Below are 17,395 nucleotides of genomic sequence, written 5' to 3'. Positions count from 1 at the left end.
TTTTTGGACGGGGTAATTATGACCGATAAAAAAGTGATTCACCTTGATGATCGGATACCGAAATTAAAGGAACGACGCCGCCAAAAGGCCAACCGCCGACTCATCATTTATTCCACGATTTTTTTTCTGCTTATCGCTGTGTTGGTTTACCTCGTTTCTCCCATAAGCAATGTCCGCCATCTCGTCGTTAAGGGCAATCACCATATTTCGGCGGATGCGGTGAAAAAAGCTGCCCACCTCTCCGAAAAAAGTAAAATTTGGGATGTTAACGCGGCAAAGGCGGAAGCGGATATAAAAAAATTAATCATGGTCAAAGAGGCTGACGTTCGAAAACAGTTTCCGGCAACCGTTGATATCCGAATTACGGAATACCGCCGCATCGCCTATCTTAAAAATGGGGATGTTTATATTCCTATTTTGGAAAATGGGGCGATTGTCAAGCAGGATCCCGAACAAATTTTACCAACGGATGCGCCGATTATACACGGATTTAAAGAAGGTGCGGCCCTCGAAAGTTTAGCGAAGCAGCTAACCCGGATGCCGCCGGCCTTAGTACATACGATATCGGAAATCTTACCAGCCGATGAAGCGAAAGGTGAAGATTTGATTGTGCTTTATATGAATGGTGGTCAGCAAGTTTTGGCAGAGATCGGAACTTTGGCTGATAAAATGAAGCTTTACCCGGGGATTATGACCATTTTATCCGAAGATAAAAAGGGTCGAGGCGTGATCGATTTAACGATGGGGGCTTCTTGGCGGCCGCTTTCTGAGTCTAAGGACAAAAAGACTAGTGGCAAATAACAATAAATGACCAAATGACATATTTTCTCAGTGATGAACTTCGTATAGACTAGTATTTAGCTGCGGATGGAAAATCGTGCCCAATGACGGAACTGAAGTGAACATCCATTTAAATAATAGAGAAACAATGAGAAAAATAATAAAAGAAAAAAGGATTCGCGTGACTCTATGTTGAATATTTTTCTATGACTCTATTTCGATGTTTTAAGACTCATGAATATAAATGAGCGAAAGGGCAAGGGAGGTGCCGGGAATTGAACAACAAGGATATTTATGTGAGCTTGGACATCGGTACATCCACAGTTAAAGTCATCATTGGTGAAATGGCAGGAGATGCGCTCAATGTCATTGGCATAGGTAAGGCACCATCAAGCGGAATAAAGAAAGGCTCGATTGTCGATATTGATGAAACCGTGCGTTCCATACAGAATGCCGTTGAACAAGCTGAAAGAATGGTAGGTCTTAAAATTCAAAGTGTCATTGTCGGCGTGAGTGGGAATCACGTTCATCTGCAACCTTGTCACGGTGTCGTGGCTGTATCAAGTGAGACAAGGGAAATCGGTGATGAAGACATCGCGCGTGTTATTGAGGCAGCACAGGTCATCCCGATCCCACCCGAACAAGAAATCATCGACTGCATTCCCCACCAGTTTATCGTCGATGGACTGGAGGAGATCAATGATCCGCGCGGCATGATCGGTGTGCGTTTGGAGATGGAAGGAACGATTATCACCGGATCCAAGACGATTCTCCACAATTTATTGCGCTGCGTGGAAAAGGCTGGTCTCGAGATTGCGGATATTTGTCTTTCACCGCTTGCACTCGGTTCCGTGGCGTTATCAAAAGACGAAAAAAACATCGGCGTCGCATTGGTGGATATCGGCGGTGGTTCCACGACGATTTCCGTTTTCGATCAAGGCATCTTGATGGCCACTTCGGTCCTGCCGGTTGGCGGTAATCACGTGACAAAGGACTTGTCGATCGGATTAAGAACACCGATGGAAGAAGCCGAAAAAATAAAAATTAAACATGGACATGCCTTTTACGGATTAGCGTCTGTTGATGAAAAGGTGAAAGTGTCCAAAATTGGTTCATCAGCCGAAGAAATTCGCACGCAACTGGATCTCGCCTATATCATTGAACCGCGCATGGCAGAGATTCTAGATATGGTCCAAGAAGAAATTCGGCGCATGGGTTTTTATGATTTACCCGGAGGTTACATATTGACAGGGGGCACGACGGCTATGCCCGGCGTTCTCGAGTTAGCACAACACGAACTCGATCACAATGTACGAGTGGCGATCCCGGATTATATCGGGGTTCGTGAGCCACAATATACCGTCTCCGTTGGATTGATCAAATTTGCCTATCATAATGTGAAAATACAAGGAAAAGATGTCGCCAAAGCCGTTTCACCGCATAGTAGTGAAACGCCTCATAAGCGGTTTAACGCGAAACGGTCTGGACAATCCGAGCCGAAAAAGCAAAAAGCCGGCGTCCTTTCCAGAATGAAAAGTCTCTATGAATCATTCTTCGATTAATCTTGCGAGGGAATTATTATATAGGAGGAAATAGCATGTTGGAGTATATGGAGATGGATCAACTCGCAAATATAAAGGTGATCGGGGTCGGAGGCGGTGGTTCGAACGCCATCAATCGCATGATCGAAAGCGGTGTTCAAGGCGTGGAATTCATATGCGTTAACACCGACGCCCAAGCCTTAAAATTATCTAAAGCACCAACGAAATTGCAATTAGGTGAAAAATTGACCCGCGGTCTCGGAGCCGGGGCTAATCCTGATATAGGTAAAAAAGCGGCTGAAGAAAGCCGTGAACAAATCGAAGCTGTGCTCGCCGGAGCAGATATGGTCTTTGTTACGGCGGGGATGGGTGGGGGAACAGGCACTGGTGCGGCTCCCGTCATCGCTGAAATTGCTAAAGACCTTGGAGCGCTTACCGTCGGCGTTTGCACCCGGCCTTTCACCTTTGAAGGGCGTAAGCGGAGCATGCAAGCAGCAACCGGTATCAGCAATCTGAAAGAAAAAGTCGATACGCTGATCGTCATCCCAAATGACCGTCTGCTTGAAATCGTTGACCGCAACACGCCGATGCTAGAAGCCTTTCGCGAAGCTGATAATGTCCTGCGACAAGGCGTCCAAGGGATTTCTGACTTAATTGCCGTTCCTGGTTTGATTAATTTGGATTTTGCTGATGTCAAAACAATCATGACAGAAGGTGGCTCGGCGTTAATGGCGATCGGAGTTGCCAGTGGGGAAAACCGTGCCGTTGACGCTGCGAAAAAGGCGATTTCCAGTCCTTTGTTGGAAAAATCCATTGACGGCGCAAAAGGTGTCATCATGAACATCACTGGCGGTACGAATCTGAGTCTTTATGAAGTAAATGAAGCGGCTGACATCGTCATGAATGCCGCTGACCAGGAAGTGAATATGATTTTCGGGTCAGTCATCAGTGAAGACTTAAAGGATGAAATCGTCGTTACCGTCATCGCGACCGGGTTCGAAGAGTCTCCCGAGCGCCCACAGCCGATCCGCCGTGAACGACCAAACCTCTCCGTAAATAGCAACAAAACGCCAGTATATCGCAATGATTATGAGGCGCCGCGTACCACGCCTTCTTTAAATGATGAAGAGGACGCGCTGGATATTCCGGCTTTCTTGCGCAATCGCAACCGACGCCGTCCTTAATTAAAAGATATTGATCACCCTTTCAAACTCCTTGGTTTGAAAGGGTGATTTATTTTTGTACGGTTAAGCATGTCGATCATTTTTCAATCCAGCTAAAAAGTATTGATCTTGACCTTTGCTCAGAAGGTTTTTCGGAGCTAGCATTTTGGCAGAGGAAATTTTTTAGAATTCTCCCTTTCAAAGACCAATTTTCTTCACCTAACTAACCACCGACAAAACCCCTTCGATTTTTACAAAATAACAATTGATGCGCGCCCCAAAATGACAGACTTCTCCCGTTCGCGTGTTTATACTAAGGACAAACAACATTCGGCGGGTGAGGCGGTTGATAGTCTACTTGGATGTCGTATGGTTGTTAAATGTTTTTATTGATTTTTTGTTATTAAAATTAACAGCCATCGTACTGAAACGGAACGTCCGGCCATGGCGTTTAGCCGCTGGAACATTGTTTAGCTCTCTTATCGTCTTATTTTTATTTACACCGCTGTCTCCGGTTTTTTATCACCCGGTCGGAAAGCTGGTTTATTCCGCCATCATCGTCTGGATCGTTTTCGGTTACCGGCGTTTTTCCTTTTTCATCAAGAATTTTTTTATGTTTTATTTTACCGCGTTTATGCTGGGCGGCTCGCTATTTGCCATCCATTATTTCATTCAGTCTAGTGCATCATATGAGGCGTTTCTTTCTTTCAGTACTCTGCGTTTTGGTGATCCGATCAGCTGGGCGCTTGTTGTCATCGGTTTTCCGGTTTTATGGTGGTTTTCTAGAAAAAGAATGGAGGATGTCGCTCTACGAAAATGGAAAACCGATGGGATATTCCCTGTCTCCATTCGTTTTAATGATCAAACGATTGAAGCCAAAGGATTGATTGATACCGGAAACGGAGTCAATGACCCCGCCCGTCAACTCCCCGTTGTTTTTGTGGAAAACAAAGCCGCTCTGGGGGTTATACCGGAACCCTTAATAACAGGGGATGTAATCTCCGCCGTAACAACCGGCCAAATCCCGGAAGCGTGGGTAAAGAGGGTTTCCATTCTCCCATATCGGGGAGTTAGCGGACATAGCGAATTGACCGTCGCTTTCAGGCCCGATGAAGTGGTGATTGAACATCCCGAAGGACGGCTTTCGTGTCAGAAAGTGCTCGTGGCTTTTACCAATCAGAAGCTTTCCGAGGAAGACGACTTTAACTGCATCCTGCACCCAGATCTCATCCAACAAGGTACCGCCTTGCCGGCATCATAATTGAATGGAGGGGTAAATATGAGACGCATTTGGATTCTGCTTCAAACAAAATGGTACCGTCTGCTTGAAAAAATCGGCCTAAAACCCAAGGAAATTTATTACATAGGGGGAAGTGAAGCCCTCCCCCCTCCGTTAACAAAGGAAGAAGAAAAGGCGCTGTTGGAAAAATTAGCACAGGGGGACAAAGAGGCGCGTTCCACGCTCATTGAGCGGAATTTAAGATTGGTCGTCTACATCGCTCGTAAATTTGAAAACACGAAAATTAATATCGAAGACTTAATCAGCATCGGAACGATTGGTTTAATTAAAGCCGTGAACACCTTCAATCCAGAGAAAAAGATTAAACTAGCGACGTATGCCTCCCGGTGCATTGAGAATGAAATTTTAATGTATTTACGGCGCAATAATAAAACGCGCGCGGAGGTGTCATTTGATGAGCCGCTGAATGTTGATTGGGACGGTAATGAATTGCTTTTATCCGATGTTCTCGGAACGGATGAAGATATCATCACGAGGGATATGGAACGGCAAGTCGACCGGACGCTTCTTAAGCGGGCCATTCTCATGCTCAATGATCGCGAAAAAGAAATTATGGAACTACGCTTCGGCCTATCAGGCGGAAAAGAAAAAACACAGAAAGATGTCGCCGACCAACTTGGCATTTCTCAGTCGTATATTTCGAGGTTAGAAAAACGGATCATTCGCCGTCTCCAAAAGGAATTTAACAAAATGGTATAAGCGTGGGCGTATAGCAGTGCATAATTTTCCCTCCCCCGGAGATACTTTACATGAACAACACTCCGTTTGGGGAGGGAATGAGATGGCACGCAATAAAGTGGAAATTTGTGGTGTCGATACATCCACACTTCCCGTATTGACAAATGAAGAAATGCGCAAACTATTCGTTCAATTGCAAAACGGTGACATGTCAGCCCGAGAAAAGCTTGTTAACGGCAATTTACGCCTTGTGTTAAGCGTGATCCAGCGTTTCAATAACCGCGGCGAATATGTCGATGATCTGTTTCAGGTGGGCTGCATCGGTCTTATGAAATCCATCGATAACTTTGATTTAAGCCAAAACGTGAAATTTTCCACGTATGCCGTTCCGATGATCATCGGAGAAATCCGCCGCTACCTTCGCGATAACAACCCCATTCGGGTGTCACGATCGCTCAGAGACATTGCGTATAAAGCTTTACAAGTTAAAGAAAAACTCATTTCGAAATACTCCCGCGAACCAAGTCCGTCCGAAATCGCTGAGGTTTTAGATGTCCCCGTTGAAGACGTCGTTTTTGCCTTAGACGCGATCCAAGATCCCGTTTCTTTATTTGAGCCGATTTATAACGACGGCGGGGATCCGATCTTTGTCATGGATCAAATCAGCGATGAGCGGAATAAGGATAACCAATGGATAGAAGAAATCGCCTTGCGGGAGGCGATGACGCGATTGAATGAGCGTGAGAAAAATATCCTGTCGATGCGCTTTTTCCAAGGTAAAACGCAGATGGAAGTGGCCGAAGAAATCGGTATATCCCAAGCTCAAGTATCCCGCTTGGAAAAGGCAGCTATAAAAGAAATGAATAAGAACATCCAAAGTTAAGTCAAGGAGTTTACATAAAAATATGGCAAAGTGCAGTATGTTCTCGAATTCCTCGCCTTCTGTGCATGAGGGATTGTCAATCTCATCCATGAACGAAAGCGCCAACGTTTAAGTGGCGCTTTTATTGCTTTTAAAACGAAAAAATAAAACGCAACTGAATTTGATTCGGAATCCCTTTCTTCCTTTTTGACCAAAGACAGAATCAAGAAGGTTGAACGGATTCAAGCATGTCAAGTAAGGATTGTTTTCATTTAATCATGAAAAAAGGTACAGGTAAGCATCGCAACGATCGCCCACCTTGCGTCTTTTTTAGATGACTGGACATATATTAGTTACAAGATCAATCGAAGACTTAAGGAGGAGAAACCCTTGACGAGAATTTCGGAATTTCAAGCAAAAGAAGTGGTCAATGTCGAAGATGGCAAGTTGCTCGGGCATATTGGTGATTTGGACATCAACATTACAACCGGAAAAATTGAAAATCTCATCATTCCTGGGTCGGGCAAAATGCTCGGGATTTTTGGCCGAGAAAGCGAAGTGATCATACCTTGGCGAAATATTGTTCGAATCGGTGCGGATGTCATTTTAGTCCGTTTCTATGAAGCCGCAAACGGATATGAAAAACCGCCCGAGACTTAAACCATTAATGCCCGCAAAGCAAAAAATATGATATGATAAAGACAGATGCTTTTCCTCTGAAGGAGAATGCCATGTCTACAGAAATTTTTCAGAATCACCAGCCTGAATACTTGACGCTTCCACCTATTCACACGAAAAGTGGAACGATTCGGGCCGGCATGACGACAAGAAACGGCGGGTATAGCACCGGTAGGTATTCGTCATTGAATTTCGGTTACCATGTCGGTGACGACCCCGTAAAAGTGACGCAAAACCGCCGCCGTTTGGGGGAGCTTATTGGCCTTGCCCCTGAAAATTGGATTGGTGCGGAACAAGTACATGGACATGCTGTCACTCACGTCACCCATGCTCATAAGGGCAAAGGCGCTTTAGACATTGAAAGCGCCATATCGGGGATGGACGGCCTTTTTACCGATTCACCGGATGTACTTCTTACAGCATGTTTTGCCGACTGCACCCCCTTGTTTTTTTGGAGTGAATCACAACCCGTTGTCGGGATCGCCCATGCTGGCTGGAAGGGCACGACCGGGGAAATCGCTGCTGTCATGGTTCAGAAGATTACCGAAACCTTTGGCTTGTTACCTTCTGACTTGGAAGCCGCCATTGGCCCAACCATCGGATCTTGTTGTTATGAAGTCGATGAAAGGGTGGCCGAGCGCGTTCGTGCCATTTCCGGGATACACCATCCGGATGTATTAATGCCGAAAGCCAAAGGCCATTATCGGTTGAACTTGCCTTTATTAAACAAACAGATTTTGATAAGGAGCGGTTTACCTGAAGCAGCCATCCATATGTCCGGCCTTTGTACAAGTTGCCATACGGATCTCTTTTATTCGCACAGAAAAGAGGGAGCCCCGACCGGCCGCATGATGGGTTATATCGGTATATTTAGTGGTGATTGAAATGTCTGTCGCAGAAAACTTGCACATCATTCAAGAAAAGATCAATGCCTCTTGTCTTAAAGCGGGGCGAAAAGCCTCAGAAGTTGAAGTCATAGCGGTGACAAAATATGTCAACTCCCAAAGAGCCAAAGAAGCTGTTTCTGCCGGCATAAGGCATATTGGTGAAAATCGCCCAGAGGGTCTCATTGAAAAATATGAAGCCTTAAAGGAAGACGGTGTATCGTTCCACTTTATTGGCACTTTACAATCGCGTAAAGTGAAAATGGTGCTACCCTATGCCGATTATATTCATTCACTCGACCGACTCTCCTTGGCAAAAGAGATTGAAAAGCGCGCGGAACAATCCGTCAAATGTTTTGTTCAAGTCAATGTTTCCGGTGAAGCGACGAAACATGGATTGTCCATGGCTGAAACCGTGCCGTTTATCGAGTCCCTCCAAACCTTTTCCAAAATTCAAGTGGTTGGACTGATGACAATGGCACCGCAAACAGATGACGAAAGTCTTTTGCGATCCGTTTTTCGAAAACTTAAAGAATTACAGTGTGACGTTGAGGCCAAAGGTTGGGCCCATGCCCCGTGTCATGAATTGTCAATGGGGATGTCCGGGGATTATACCATAGCGGTTGAAGAAGGGGCTACCTTTGTACGTATAGGAACGGCGCTGGTTGGCAAAGAAGGATAAAGGAGAAGGGCTATGGGGTTGAAAACGACTTTTAAAAAATTTTTCGATCTTGACGATGATTTTGATGAAGTGATAAAAGACGCCTTCGGTTGGGAAAATGAAGAGGATGGTTCTCGCCGTCGCCAAGGCGCTTCTGGTAAGCCTGGAAGAAAACCTTATGTCGAACGCCAAAGTCGCCGAAGCGAATCGAATATCGTCACTTTACATGCCGTCAAAGAACCGCCAGCCAAGACCGAAGTCATGCTTATTGAGCCACGTCATTTCGATGATGTGCAAACCATTGCCGACCATCTCCGAAACAAGCGATCGGTCGTCTTCAATCTGCAGCGCGCAAGCATTGTCGATGCTCGCCGGATGATCGATTTTATTAGTGGGGCTGTCTACGCGTTGGATGGCCATATTCAAAAGCTCGGCCCTGACACTTTCCTATGTGCGCCGGCACATGTGGATATCAATGGAGTTATCTCGGAAGTCATGGAAAAAAGGCTGTGAAAAGCGTTGGGATTGAAGAGATGAGTGGATATTGGAAGGCTCCATCGAACAGTTCATAAGTTTTGTGACGACGTAAAGCTTTCTCATTCATGAATGATAATTGCATCCATTCCGTGAGGTGAATCTTTTGAATGGCCTATTTTTGGTAACAAATATCCTGTCCGAATTGTTGATGATTTATTATTGGGTACTATTGATATACATATTGATGTCTTGGGTACCGAATGTGCGTCAGTCGGCAATCGGCGAGCTATTTGCAAGAGTCTGTGAGCCTTATCTTGAACCGTTTCGCCGCATCATTCCGCCGATCGGCGGAATGATCGATATTTCGCCATGGCTTGCCTTTATCGTTTTATATTTGGCAAGACTCGGCTTGAATCAATTGCCATATTTATTGCTTGGGTGATGGTCTTGATCCATCAACATTTTAATGAAGAAGAACGGCCGTTTGTCGATCGCGTGCTCGATTGGAAAACACGGGCAGAAGAACGCTTTATACCGACCCGCACCGATTTTTTAGACCCGCGAAGACAAGACATCATTCGAAGCATCATTGGCGTATCCGGAGCCGTTCGCGTGATTTTTTCCGGCGGGTATGATCAGGCTGAGAGAAAACGCGCCATCATTCTTCCGCCTTACAGTGACGAAAGCGATTTTTCCCTTGCTTTTTTTGAACTCGTCTACCCGCAGAAATTTGTCCGAATCGAGCATCCGAATCTGCTTGGAGCGCTTCTTTCCCTTGGCATTAAGAGAGATAAACTTGGTGATATTTTAGTCGAAGACGGCCGCATTCAATGGGTTTGCGCAAGAGAAATCCGCGATTATGTGCGGCTTCATCTTACGGAAGTCGGACGGCAGAAAGTCTCATGCCGAGAAATCGAAGCTAATCAACTCATTCAACCGAAGGAAGAATGGGAGGAGAAACATGGCTTTGTCACATCGCTCAGGCTAGATGTGGTGATATCCGAAATCTTCCATCTTTCGCGGGCAAAGGCACAGGATGTGATTTTAGCCGGAAAAGCCAGAGTAAATTGGAAGCTCGTGGACAAACCTTCCCTAGAGCTTGAGGTTGGCGATCTATTATCCGTTCGCGGTTTTGGCCGCGCGCGCCTTGATGCTATAAAAGGGATGACCAAAAGGGGGCATCTCTCGATCGACTACAGCCGTTTGAAATAAACGCAATCATTTTTAAAAAAAAGCAGGAAACAAAACGAGACTTGTCGAATAATTAAACAACTTTACATAGAATCATGGAGGTGCAAGCATGCCGTTAACACCGTTGGATATTCATAATAAAGAATTTACGCGTGGATTTCGGGGTTATGATGAAGATGAAGTCAACGATTTTTTAGATCAAATTATAAAGGATTATGAAGCTGTCATCCGTGAAAAAAAACAGCTTGAAGAAAACGTGCGCAAGTTAGAAGAGCGCCTCAGCCATTTTTCATCAATTGAGGAAACGTTAAATAAATCGATTCTCGTCGCCCAGGAAACGGCCGAAGAAGTCAAACAAAATGCGACGAAAGAAGCACGTCTCATTATTAAAGAAGCGGAAAAAAATGCGGATCGCATCATCAATGAAGCATTGGCCAAATCGCGAAAAATCACGCTGGAGATCGAAGAACTAAAGAAAGAGGCAAAAGTCTATCGCACGCGCTTCCGGATGTTAATTGAAGCTCAATTGGAATTACTAAAAAGCGATGATTGGGACAAACTGAGCGAGTCCATAGAAGAATTTGAAGAAAATGAAGATAATCATGTGCACGGACACGTGAAGGTAAACCCTTGACGAATGCGTCAAGATTTTCATATACTAACCGTATAAAATTGACATGCAAGAAAATAGATGACAAGAAAAGCGATGAAGAGGACAGTCATTATGCAGAAAAGCGCTCGTTCAGCGAATCGGGGAAGGTGGGAGCCCGGTGCGCTCGCATAATGAAAATCACCTCAGAGCTCCGTCACCGAAAAGCGAAGTAAGTGACGGCGCCTTCTTTTGCGTTAAGAAAGCAAAGTGGTTTGCGGACTTCTTTCCGCAGACTATAAGGGTGGTACCGCGGGCCTACTCGTCCCTTAAGGATGAGGGCCTTTTTTTATTGTAAAAAAATTTGGGAGGAATGACAGTGGATTTTAAAGAAACTCTGCTTATGCCGAAAACGGATTTCCCGATGCGCGGAAATCTGCCTAATAAAGAACCGGTATTACAGGCCGAATGGGATGCGGCCAATGTCTATAAAAAAAGTTTGGAACGCACAGAGGGCCGGCCAAAATTTGTCTTACACGACGGACCGCCTTATGCGAATGGCGACATCCACATTGGACATGCGGAAAACAAAGTTTTAAAAGACATGATCGTTCGCTCCCGCTCAATGATGGGCTACCAAGCACCTTATGTACCTGGTTGGGATACTCATGGGCTGCCGATCGAACAGGCGCTCACGAAAAAAGGGGTCGACCGCAAAAAAATGACGGTCGCCGAATTCCGTGAACTTTGCAAAAACTATGCCTACGAACAAATCGACCGGCAGCGCAGCCAATTTAAACGCCTAGGCGTCCGCGGGGATTGGGAAAATCCGTACATCACGCTGCTTCCGGAATACGAAGCGGCGCAAATCCGCGTTTTCGGCGAAATGGCTAGACGCGGTTATATCTATAAGGATAAAAAGACCGTCTACTGGTCGCCAACATCCGAATCCGCGCTTGCGGAAGCCGAAATTGAGTATAAGGACAAAAAGTCGCCGTCCATTTACGTCGCTTTTAACGTCAAAGACGGAAAAGGGGTATTGCCAGAAGACGCGAAGATTGTCATTTGGACGACAACGCCTTGGACCATTCCGGCCAACTTGGGCATTTGCGTTCATCCCGAATATACTTATGTTCTCGTGAATGTCGATGGGCAAAAATATGTCGTCGCTGAAGAACTCCTTGAACCCTTAAAAGCGAAACTCGATTGGTCCAACCCGCAAATCGAACAGCGATTTAAAGGTCAGGATTTGGAATATGTCGTCTGCCGCCACCCGTTTTATGATCGCGATTCTTTGGTCATCTTAGGCGATCATGTCACGCTGGATGCCGGCACGGGATGTGTCCACACGGCGCCTGGCCACGGGGAAGACGACTTTAACGTCGGCAAAAAATATGGTTTGGATATTTTATGCCCAGTGGATGAGAAAGGCGTCATGACGGAGGAAGCTCCAGGTTTTGAAGGTTTATTCTATGATAAGGCCAATAAACCGATTACGGAAAAATTAGAAGAAGTCGGGGCACTCCTTAAGCTTGAATTCATCACCCACTCGTATCCGCACGATTGGCGCACGAAAAAACCAGTCATCTTCCGGGCTACCGAGCAATGGTTTGCCTCCATTAAAGATTTTCGTGAGGAGATACTGAAAGCCATTGAGGAAGTGGAATGGAAACCGAAGTGGGGTGAAGTTCGCCTCCATAACATGATTCGCGACCGTGAAGATTGGTGTATTTCTCGCCAGCGCGTTTGGGGTGTGCCGATTCCGGTCTTTTATGCTGAAGATGGCACGCCGATCTTGACGCCGGAGACGATTGACCACATTGCGAATCTTTTTGCCAAGCACGGATCAAACATTTGGTTTGATTGGGATGAAAAAGATTTATTACCCGAAGGTTTTACGTCGCCGCACAGTCCGAATGGCATTTTCCGAAAAGAAACAGACATCATGGACGTTTGGTTTGATTCGGGTTCTTCGCATGCCGCAGTGCTCGCTCAGCGTGAAGAATTAAAGCGCCCGGCGGATTTGTATCTCGAAGGAAGCGACCAATATCGCGGTTGGTTTAATTCCTCGATCATCACGGCGGTGGCAACAACAGGACATGCGCCGTACAAAGGCATTTTATCGCACGGGTTTACGATTGACAGCGAAGGGCATAAAATGAGCAAATCGCTTGGTAACGTCATCGACCCGCTGAAGGTCATCCAAACGCTCGGCGCTGATATCATCCGCCTTTGGGTCGCCTCGGTTGATTATACGGCGGATGCACCGGTAACCGATGATATTTTAAAACAAGTCTCCGAAGTGTATCGGAAAATCCGAAATACGATTCGCTTTATGCTCGGAAATCTCCACGGTTTTGATCCCGGTAAACATCTTGTTGCGACAGAAGAGCTTCCGGAACTTGACCGCTATATGATGGCGCGTTTGAATGAACTGATTGAAAAGGTTTTAACCGCCTACAATGAATACGAGTTCATTACCGTTTATAACGCGATTCATAACTATTGCACGGTCGAACTTAGCGCCTTTTATTTGGATATCGCTAAGGACGCCTTATATACCGATCCTGAAAACAGTCATCGTCGCCGTTCCATTCAAACCGTGCTTTACAAAACACTTGTAGCGCTGTTAAAAATGCTGTCACCGGTCATCCCGCATACGACGGAAGAAGCGTGGAAGTACTTGCCAGGCGAAAAGGCGGAGTTTGTCCAACTCACCGATATGCCGGAACCAGAAGCCATCGATGATCAAGACGCCCTTGTTAAAAAATGGAACCAAATCATGGCGATTCGCGATGATGTGTTAAAAGCCCTGGAAGAAGCTCGAAATGAAAAAATGATTGGGAAATCATTGGAGGCGGCCGTCATCCTTTATCCAACCGAAGAAAACCGCACCTTGTTAGAGCATCTTCCGGACTTGGATAAACTTTTTATCGTCTCCAAAGTTACCCTTGGCGGAACTTTAAACGATGCGCCGGAAAATGCTCGAAAATATCGGGAAACCGGTGTTGTCGTAGAAGTCGCTCCAGGTGAGAAATGCGAACGCTGCTGGGTTATTTCGACAGACGTCGGTCAAGATCCGGATTACCCGACACTTTGTCCGTCATGTGCAGATACCGTCAAAAAATATTATGCGTGATGACAGTGAGCCGTATGCTTGGCTTTTAAACACTCGGCGCACAAGTCGGCATTCAGAGCGCCCTACATGACTCTTAAACCGAACTCTAACAGGGGTTCGGTTTTTCTTTTACCACCGAATTCTTCCGCTCCTGGTAAACCTTATGTGTGGTAATATTGTCGATTCGGATAAAAAATAATAAAACAGGGTGGCTATCGCCCTAAAACCTCATGCCTCCAAAAAAAGGAGGAGACAGATGGATCCGTATAAAAAACTTAAAGAACAGCTTTTAAAGCGAAAAGAAGAGCTTGAAAGGCAACTGGACTTAAATAATGAATTTGGAATGGAAATCCCGTATGCTTCAAGTCAAGCATCGGGGGAATTGTCCCAATACGACAATCATCCGGCGGACGAAGGCACACAGCTTTTTGAGCGGGAAAAAGATTTTATCTTAAGAAAAATGGCTCACGAAGAGCTGTCAGACATTAACCATGCCTTAGCAAAATTTGAAAATGGCACATATGGTGTGGATGAAGTGACCGGTGAAAAAATTCCCTTGGCGCGTCTTGAGGCCATGCCTACGGCGCGCACGACAAAAGAACATTCACCGAACCAAGAAATGAACGATGACCGTCCGATTGAGGAAAAGGTCATTCGGAATATGGAAGAAGAATACGCAACGGGCAGCGATGAAACCGAATATAATGAACAAAATGCATGGGATCTTGTTGCATCATTTAATGAAAACAGCATGACTTTTGATGATGCATCTTTAATGGACAACGAAGATGGCATGGGGTATGTGGAGCTTGTTGAAGCCATCGGTGCCACCGATATCGAAGGGTACCGAGGCGACGATCATGTCCAATTTATGAGAAACATACAATATGACAAATGGATGAATCAAGATGATGTTGCAGAGGACGACGAGTCGTATTAGCCGTCCTCTTTTTATACGGGGTGAGTCAGTAAATAAATCACTTCTGTAAGCAACAGGCAACTATTTGCGCTATCATCAACCCAAAAAGTTTGTCCTGGTGGGAAAGTTTTCTGTTATCTGTTCGGTATAAGGACAACGAAGGCTCTGTCTACACCCAAACAGCTTGGCAGAGCCAGGATTTCTTTAATAACACTTGGGGCGTGAACTTTTTTTGTGCTAAAATAAAAAAAGTCTGATGAAAATGGGGGAGAAATTGTGATTTATTATGCCATTGGCTTGATTGTTTTAATCCTTGACCAACTGACGAAATGGATCATCGTCCAACAAATGCATATCGGTGAAAGCATCGAAATCATCCCGCATTTTTTATACATAACCTCCGCTCGGAATACAGGTGCGGCTTGGAGCATATTGGAAGGGCAAATGTGGTTTTTTTATTTAGTCACGGTCGTCGTCCTTGCCATCGTCATTTTTTATATGCAAAAATATGGCAGACATAGGCCCTTTCTCGGAGTGGCCCTTGGTCTTGTGATCGGCGGCACACTCGGTAATTTTATTGACCGATTATTCCGTGGCTCCGTTGTTGATTTCATCCATGTGTTCTTGGGAAACTACAGTTATCCCGTCTTTAATGTGGCCGATTCATCCCTTGTGATCGGCGCCATTCTAATCGTCATTTTCACTTTGTTTGATCAGAAAAAGGTGAACGCTCATGAACAGTGAAACGCTTATCGTGAATGAGGAAGATGCCGGTCAGCGGATTGACAAATATGTCTCCGACCGGCTAACAGATTTATCCCGCACACATGTCCAAGAGATGATCAAAACGGGTGCGATCACGGTGGATGACCGTACGGTAAAACCGAACTACAAACTGTCGGAAGGGGAGGCCATCCACATTCGCATTCCCGAACCGGAACCCGTTGACATTCAACCAGAAGCCATTCCATTAGATATCCTTTACGAAGATGAGGATGTCATTGTCATTAACAAGCCAAGGGGGATGGTCGTCCATCCGGCACCTGGGCATACAACGGGAACGCTTGTGAACGCCCTTTTAGCGCATTGCCGGGATTTATCCGGCATCAATGGCGTGCTTCGGCCTGGTATTGTTCATCGTATTGACAAAGATACTTCCGGTGTGCTCGTTTGCGCCAAAAATGATTTTGCCCATCGCGCGTTAGCAGAGCAATTGAAAGCGAAAACGACACACCGTATCTATAAGGCGATCGCCCACGGCTTTTTTGAACATGACCAAGGAACAATTGATGCGCCAATTGGGCGGGATGAAAACGATCGTAAAAAAATGGCTGTCACGCGGCATCATTCTAAAGAAGCGATAACTCATTTTACCGTTCTCGAGCGTTTTGAAAAGTATACCTATGTCGCTTGCCGCCTTGAAACCGGCCGGACACATCAAATTCGCGTGCATTTGGCTTATATCGGGCATCCCGTTGCTGGCGACCCAAAATACGGCCCGCGCAAAACACTTGATATCAACGGCCAGGCACTCCATGCCGCCGAACTTGGCTTCTACCACCCAAGCACAAAAGCATTCATGCGCTTTACCGCCCCCCTTCCGCAAGACATGGCCCGCCTCCTCGACCAACTTCGGGGTCAGTCCCCCACTTCACTAGTGTAATAAAGTATTTTTCCGAATGTTTTAACATTAATTTACGAAAAATATTCGGTTTTATGCTGGTGATTGAGCAAATTTTAACGGTGAGACGAGAAAACCGGAATTTTTTTCGCTTTAACGCTTTAGTATGGTGGGGGACTGACCCCCTATTGACAAGGCGGGTGGGGTGTGCGATACTGTTGATAACAGTGAATGACCTTTTAATTCAGTCCTGTGAGGCTGGGAAGGGAATCGGAGTTATATGTGGCGGGTAGGGCAATCAGCCCGCTCGCCGTTGTTAACGCCTATTCAAAGCTCCCAGCGTGGTCTGGGAGCTTTTTCAATTCGTGAAAAAACATTGAGGTGATCGGCATGGATAAAATTATATTGGATGCTGAAGCGATTCGCCGTGCTTTAACGCGCATTTCCCATGAAATTATCGAAAGAAATAAAGGCGTAGAAGGCGTGGTGATCGTCGGCATTAAAACGCGCGGGATTTATCTTGCTAACCGCATTGCAGAGAAAATTCAACAATTTGAAAACCGCTCGGTTCCGGTCGGCACATTGGATATTACGCTTTACAGAGATGATTTAGTGAAAAAAACCGAGGAGCCGAAGCTCAAAGGTTCAGATATACCGGTTGACATCACGAATAAAAAAGTGATTCTTATTGACGATGTTCTCTATACTGGCCGGACGGCACGCGCCGCCTTAGACGCGCTGATGGATCTCGGCCGGCCAAGCGTCATTCAACTGGCCGTCCTCATTGACCGAGGACACCGCGAATTGCCCATTCGTCCGGACTATGTCGGAAAAAACGTACCGACATCCCAAGAGGAACTCGTTGCCGTGCAATTAACCGAAATTGACGGCAAGGACGAAGTCGCCATTCGCCATCGAACTTAATAAGAAGCA

At 45.8% G+C, this 17,395-nt stretch carries 18 protein-coding genes and 1 other annotated feature; all 18 genes read left to right on the top strand.

The window, feature by feature from the left end; all coding sequences use genetic code 11:
- The first annotated feature begins 18 nt into the window (after positions 1 to 18).
- The 18 genes from H532_RS0114940 to pyrR all read left to right on the top strand — a co-directional run bounded on the left by H532_RS0114940 (position 19) and on the right by pyrR (position 17,386).
- Positions 19 to 801 carry a cell division protein FtsQ/DivIB gene (locus H532_RS0114940; protein ID WP_027726131.1) on the top strand — a complete coding sequence of 261 codons (783 nt, stop codon included), beginning with the start codon at positions 19 to 21 and terminating at the stop codon, positions 799 to 801.
- A 254-nt stretch (positions 802 to 1,055) separates the two neighbouring features.
- Positions 1,056 to 2,342 (top strand): cell division protein FtsA, encoded by a 1,287-nt coding sequence (gene ftsA / locus H532_RS0114935; protein WP_027726130.1) that lies wholly within the window; start codon positions 1,056 to 1,058, stop codon positions 2,340 to 2,342.
- 35 nt (positions 2,343 to 2,377) lie between these two features.
- Positions 2,378 to 3,505 (top strand): cell division protein FtsZ, encoded by a 1,128-nt coding sequence (ftsZ, locus tag H532_RS0114930; protein ID WP_027726129.1) that lies wholly within the window; start codon positions 2,378 to 2,380, stop codon positions 3,503 to 3,505.
- Between the two features lie 325 nt (positions 3,506 to 3,830).
- Positions 3,831 to 4,745: a sigma-E processing peptidase SpoIIGA gene (gene spoIIGA / locus H532_RS0114925; protein WP_027726128.1), complete on the top strand. Its 915-nt coding sequence runs from the start codon at positions 3,831 to 3,833 to the stop codon at positions 4,743 to 4,745.
- A gap of 18 nt (positions 4,746 to 4,763) precedes the next feature.
- On the top strand, positions 4,764 to 5,483 hold the full coding sequence (sigE, locus tag H532_RS0114920) for an RNA polymerase sporulation sigma factor SigE (protein ID WP_027726127.1): 720 nt from the start codon (positions 4,764 to 4,766) through the stop codon (positions 5,481 to 5,483).
- An 82-nt stretch (positions 5,484 to 5,565) separates the two neighbouring features.
- Positions 5,566 to 6,345 carry an RNA polymerase sporulation sigma factor SigG gene (gene sigG, locus H532_RS0114915; protein WP_027726126.1) on the top strand — a complete coding sequence of 260 codons (780 nt, stop codon included), beginning with the start codon at positions 5,566 to 5,568 and terminating at the stop codon, positions 6,343 to 6,345.
- A 369-nt stretch (positions 6,346 to 6,714) separates the two neighbouring features.
- Positions 6,715 to 6,984, top strand: coding sequence for a YlmC/YmxH family sporulation protein (locus H532_RS0114910; protein WP_027726125.1), 270 nt, complete (start codon positions 6,715 to 6,717; stop codon positions 6,982 to 6,984).
- Positions 6,985 to 7,055: 71 nt separating this feature from the next.
- Positions 7,056 to 7,886: a peptidoglycan editing factor PgeF gene (gene pgeF, locus H532_RS0114905; protein WP_038112664.1), complete on the top strand. Its 831-nt coding sequence runs from the start codon at positions 7,056 to 7,058 to the stop codon at positions 7,884 to 7,886.
- 1 nt (position 7,887) lies between these two features.
- Positions 7,888 to 8,568 (top strand): YggS family pyridoxal phosphate-dependent enzyme, encoded by a 681-nt coding sequence (locus H532_RS0114900; protein WP_027726123.1) that lies wholly within the window; start codon positions 7,888 to 7,890, stop codon positions 8,566 to 8,568.
- Between the two features lie 12 nt (positions 8,569 to 8,580).
- Positions 8,581 to 9,060, top strand: a complete 480-nt coding sequence (locus H532_RS0114895) for a cell division protein SepF (RefSeq protein WP_027726122.1) — start codon at positions 8,581 to 8,583, stop codon at positions 9,058 to 9,060.
- 172 nt (positions 9,061 to 9,232) lie between these two features.
- Entirely contained in the window at positions 9,233 to 9,466 is a 234-nt protein-coding gene (locus H532_RS0114890) for a YggT family protein (RefSeq protein WP_211231981.1), read from the top strand.
- 5 nt (positions 9,467 to 9,471) lie between these two features.
- Positions 9,472 to 10,236 carry a YlmH family RNA-binding protein gene (locus tag H532_RS0114885; protein ID WP_425426303.1) on the top strand — a complete coding sequence of 255 codons (765 nt, stop codon included), beginning with the start codon at positions 9,472 to 9,474 and terminating at the stop codon, positions 10,234 to 10,236.
- Positions 10,237 to 10,324: 88 nt separating this feature from the next.
- On the top strand, positions 10,325 to 10,849 hold the full coding sequence (locus H532_RS0114880; protein ID WP_027726119.1) for a DivIVA domain-containing protein: 525 nt from the start codon (positions 10,325 to 10,327) through the stop codon (positions 10,847 to 10,849).
- A 63-nt stretch (positions 10,850 to 10,912) separates the two neighbouring features.
- Positions 10,913 to 11,137 (top strand) — a binding site (T-box leader).
- A gap of 46 nt (positions 11,138 to 11,183) precedes the next feature.
- Complete coding sequence (ileS, locus tag H532_RS0114870; protein WP_027726118.1) at positions 11,184 to 13,943, top strand: isoleucine--tRNA ligase; 2,760 nt, start codon at positions 11,184 to 11,186, stop codon at positions 13,941 to 13,943.
- A 235-nt stretch (positions 13,944 to 14,178) separates the two neighbouring features.
- Positions 14,179 to 14,862: a TraR/DksA C4-type zinc finger protein gene (locus H532_RS0114865; RefSeq protein WP_027726117.1), complete on the top strand. Its 684-nt coding sequence runs from the start codon at positions 14,179 to 14,181 to the stop codon at positions 14,860 to 14,862.
- A 255-nt stretch (positions 14,863 to 15,117) separates the two neighbouring features.
- Positions 15,118 to 15,585: a signal peptidase II gene (gene lspA, locus H532_RS0114860; RefSeq protein WP_027726116.1), complete on the top strand. Its 468-nt coding sequence runs from the start codon at positions 15,118 to 15,120 to the stop codon at positions 15,583 to 15,585.
- Positions 15,575 to 16,504, top strand: a complete 930-nt coding sequence (locus H532_RS0114855) for an RluA family pseudouridine synthase (RefSeq protein WP_027726115.1) — start codon at positions 15,575 to 15,577, stop codon at positions 16,502 to 16,504. Before lspA ends, H532_RS0114855 begins: the two co-directional genes overlap by 11 nt.
- A 348-nt stretch (positions 16,505 to 16,852) precedes the next feature.
- Positions 16,853 to 17,386 carry a bifunctional pyr operon transcriptional regulator/uracil phosphoribosyltransferase PyrR gene (gene pyrR / locus H532_RS0114850; RefSeq protein WP_027726114.1) on the top strand — a complete coding sequence of 178 codons (534 nt, stop codon included), beginning with the start codon at positions 16,853 to 16,855 and terminating at the stop codon, positions 17,384 to 17,386.
- Positions 17,387 to 17,395: the final 9 nt, after the last annotated feature.

The organism is Tuberibacillus calidus DSM 17572 (assembly GCF_000430685.1).
Lineage (GTDB): Bacteria > Bacillota > Bacilli > Bacillales > Sporolactobacillaceae > Tuberibacillus > Tuberibacillus calidus.
This window is presented reverse-complemented; position numbering and strand designations above follow the sequence as displayed.

What these genes read in the sequence shown, in the direction of transcription:
- H532_RS0114940 (WP_027726131.1), top strand. Translation starts at nt 19, where the DNA reads ATGACCGATAAAAAAGTGATTCACCTTGATGATCGGATACCGAAATTA.
- ftsZ (WP_027726129.1), top strand. Translation starts at nt 2,378, where the DNA reads ATGTTGGAGTATATGGAGATGGATCAACTCGCAAATATAAAGGTGATC.
- sigE (WP_027726127.1), top strand. Translation starts at nt 4,764, where the DNA reads ATGAGACGCATTTGGATTCTGCTTCAAACAAAATGGTACCGTCTGCTT.
- sigG (WP_027726126.1), top strand. Translation starts at nt 5,566, where the DNA reads ATGGCACGCAATAAAGTGGAAATTTGTGGTGTCGATACATCCACACTT.
- pgeF (WP_038112664.1), top strand. Translation starts at nt 7,056, where the DNA reads ATGTCTACAGAAATTTTTCAGAATCACCAGCCTGAATACTTGACGCTT.
- H532_RS0114900 (WP_027726123.1), top strand. Translation starts at nt 7,888, where the DNA reads ATGTCTGTCGCAGAAAACTTGCACATCATTCAAGAAAAGATCAATGCC.
- H532_RS0114895 (WP_027726122.1), top strand. Translation starts at nt 8,581, where the DNA reads ATGGGGTTGAAAACGACTTTTAAAAAATTTTTCGATCTTGACGATGAT.
- H532_RS0114890 (WP_211231981.1), top strand. Translation starts at nt 9,233, where the DNA reads ATGATTTATTATTGGGTACTATTGATATACATATTGATGTCTTGGGTA.
- H532_RS0114880 (WP_027726119.1), top strand. Translation starts at nt 10,325, where the DNA reads ATGCCGTTAACACCGTTGGATATTCATAATAAAGAATTTACGCGTGGA.
- H532_RS0114865 (WP_027726117.1), top strand. Translation starts at nt 14,179, where the DNA reads ATGGATCCGTATAAAAAACTTAAAGAACAGCTTTTAAAGCGAAAAGAA.
- H532_RS0114855 (WP_027726115.1), top strand. Translation starts at nt 15,575, where the DNA reads ATGAACAGTGAAACGCTTATCGTGAATGAGGAAGATGCCGGTCAGCGG.
- pyrR (WP_027726114.1), top strand. Translation starts at nt 16,853, where the DNA reads ATGGATAAAATTATATTGGATGCTGAAGCGATTCGCCGTGCTTTAACG.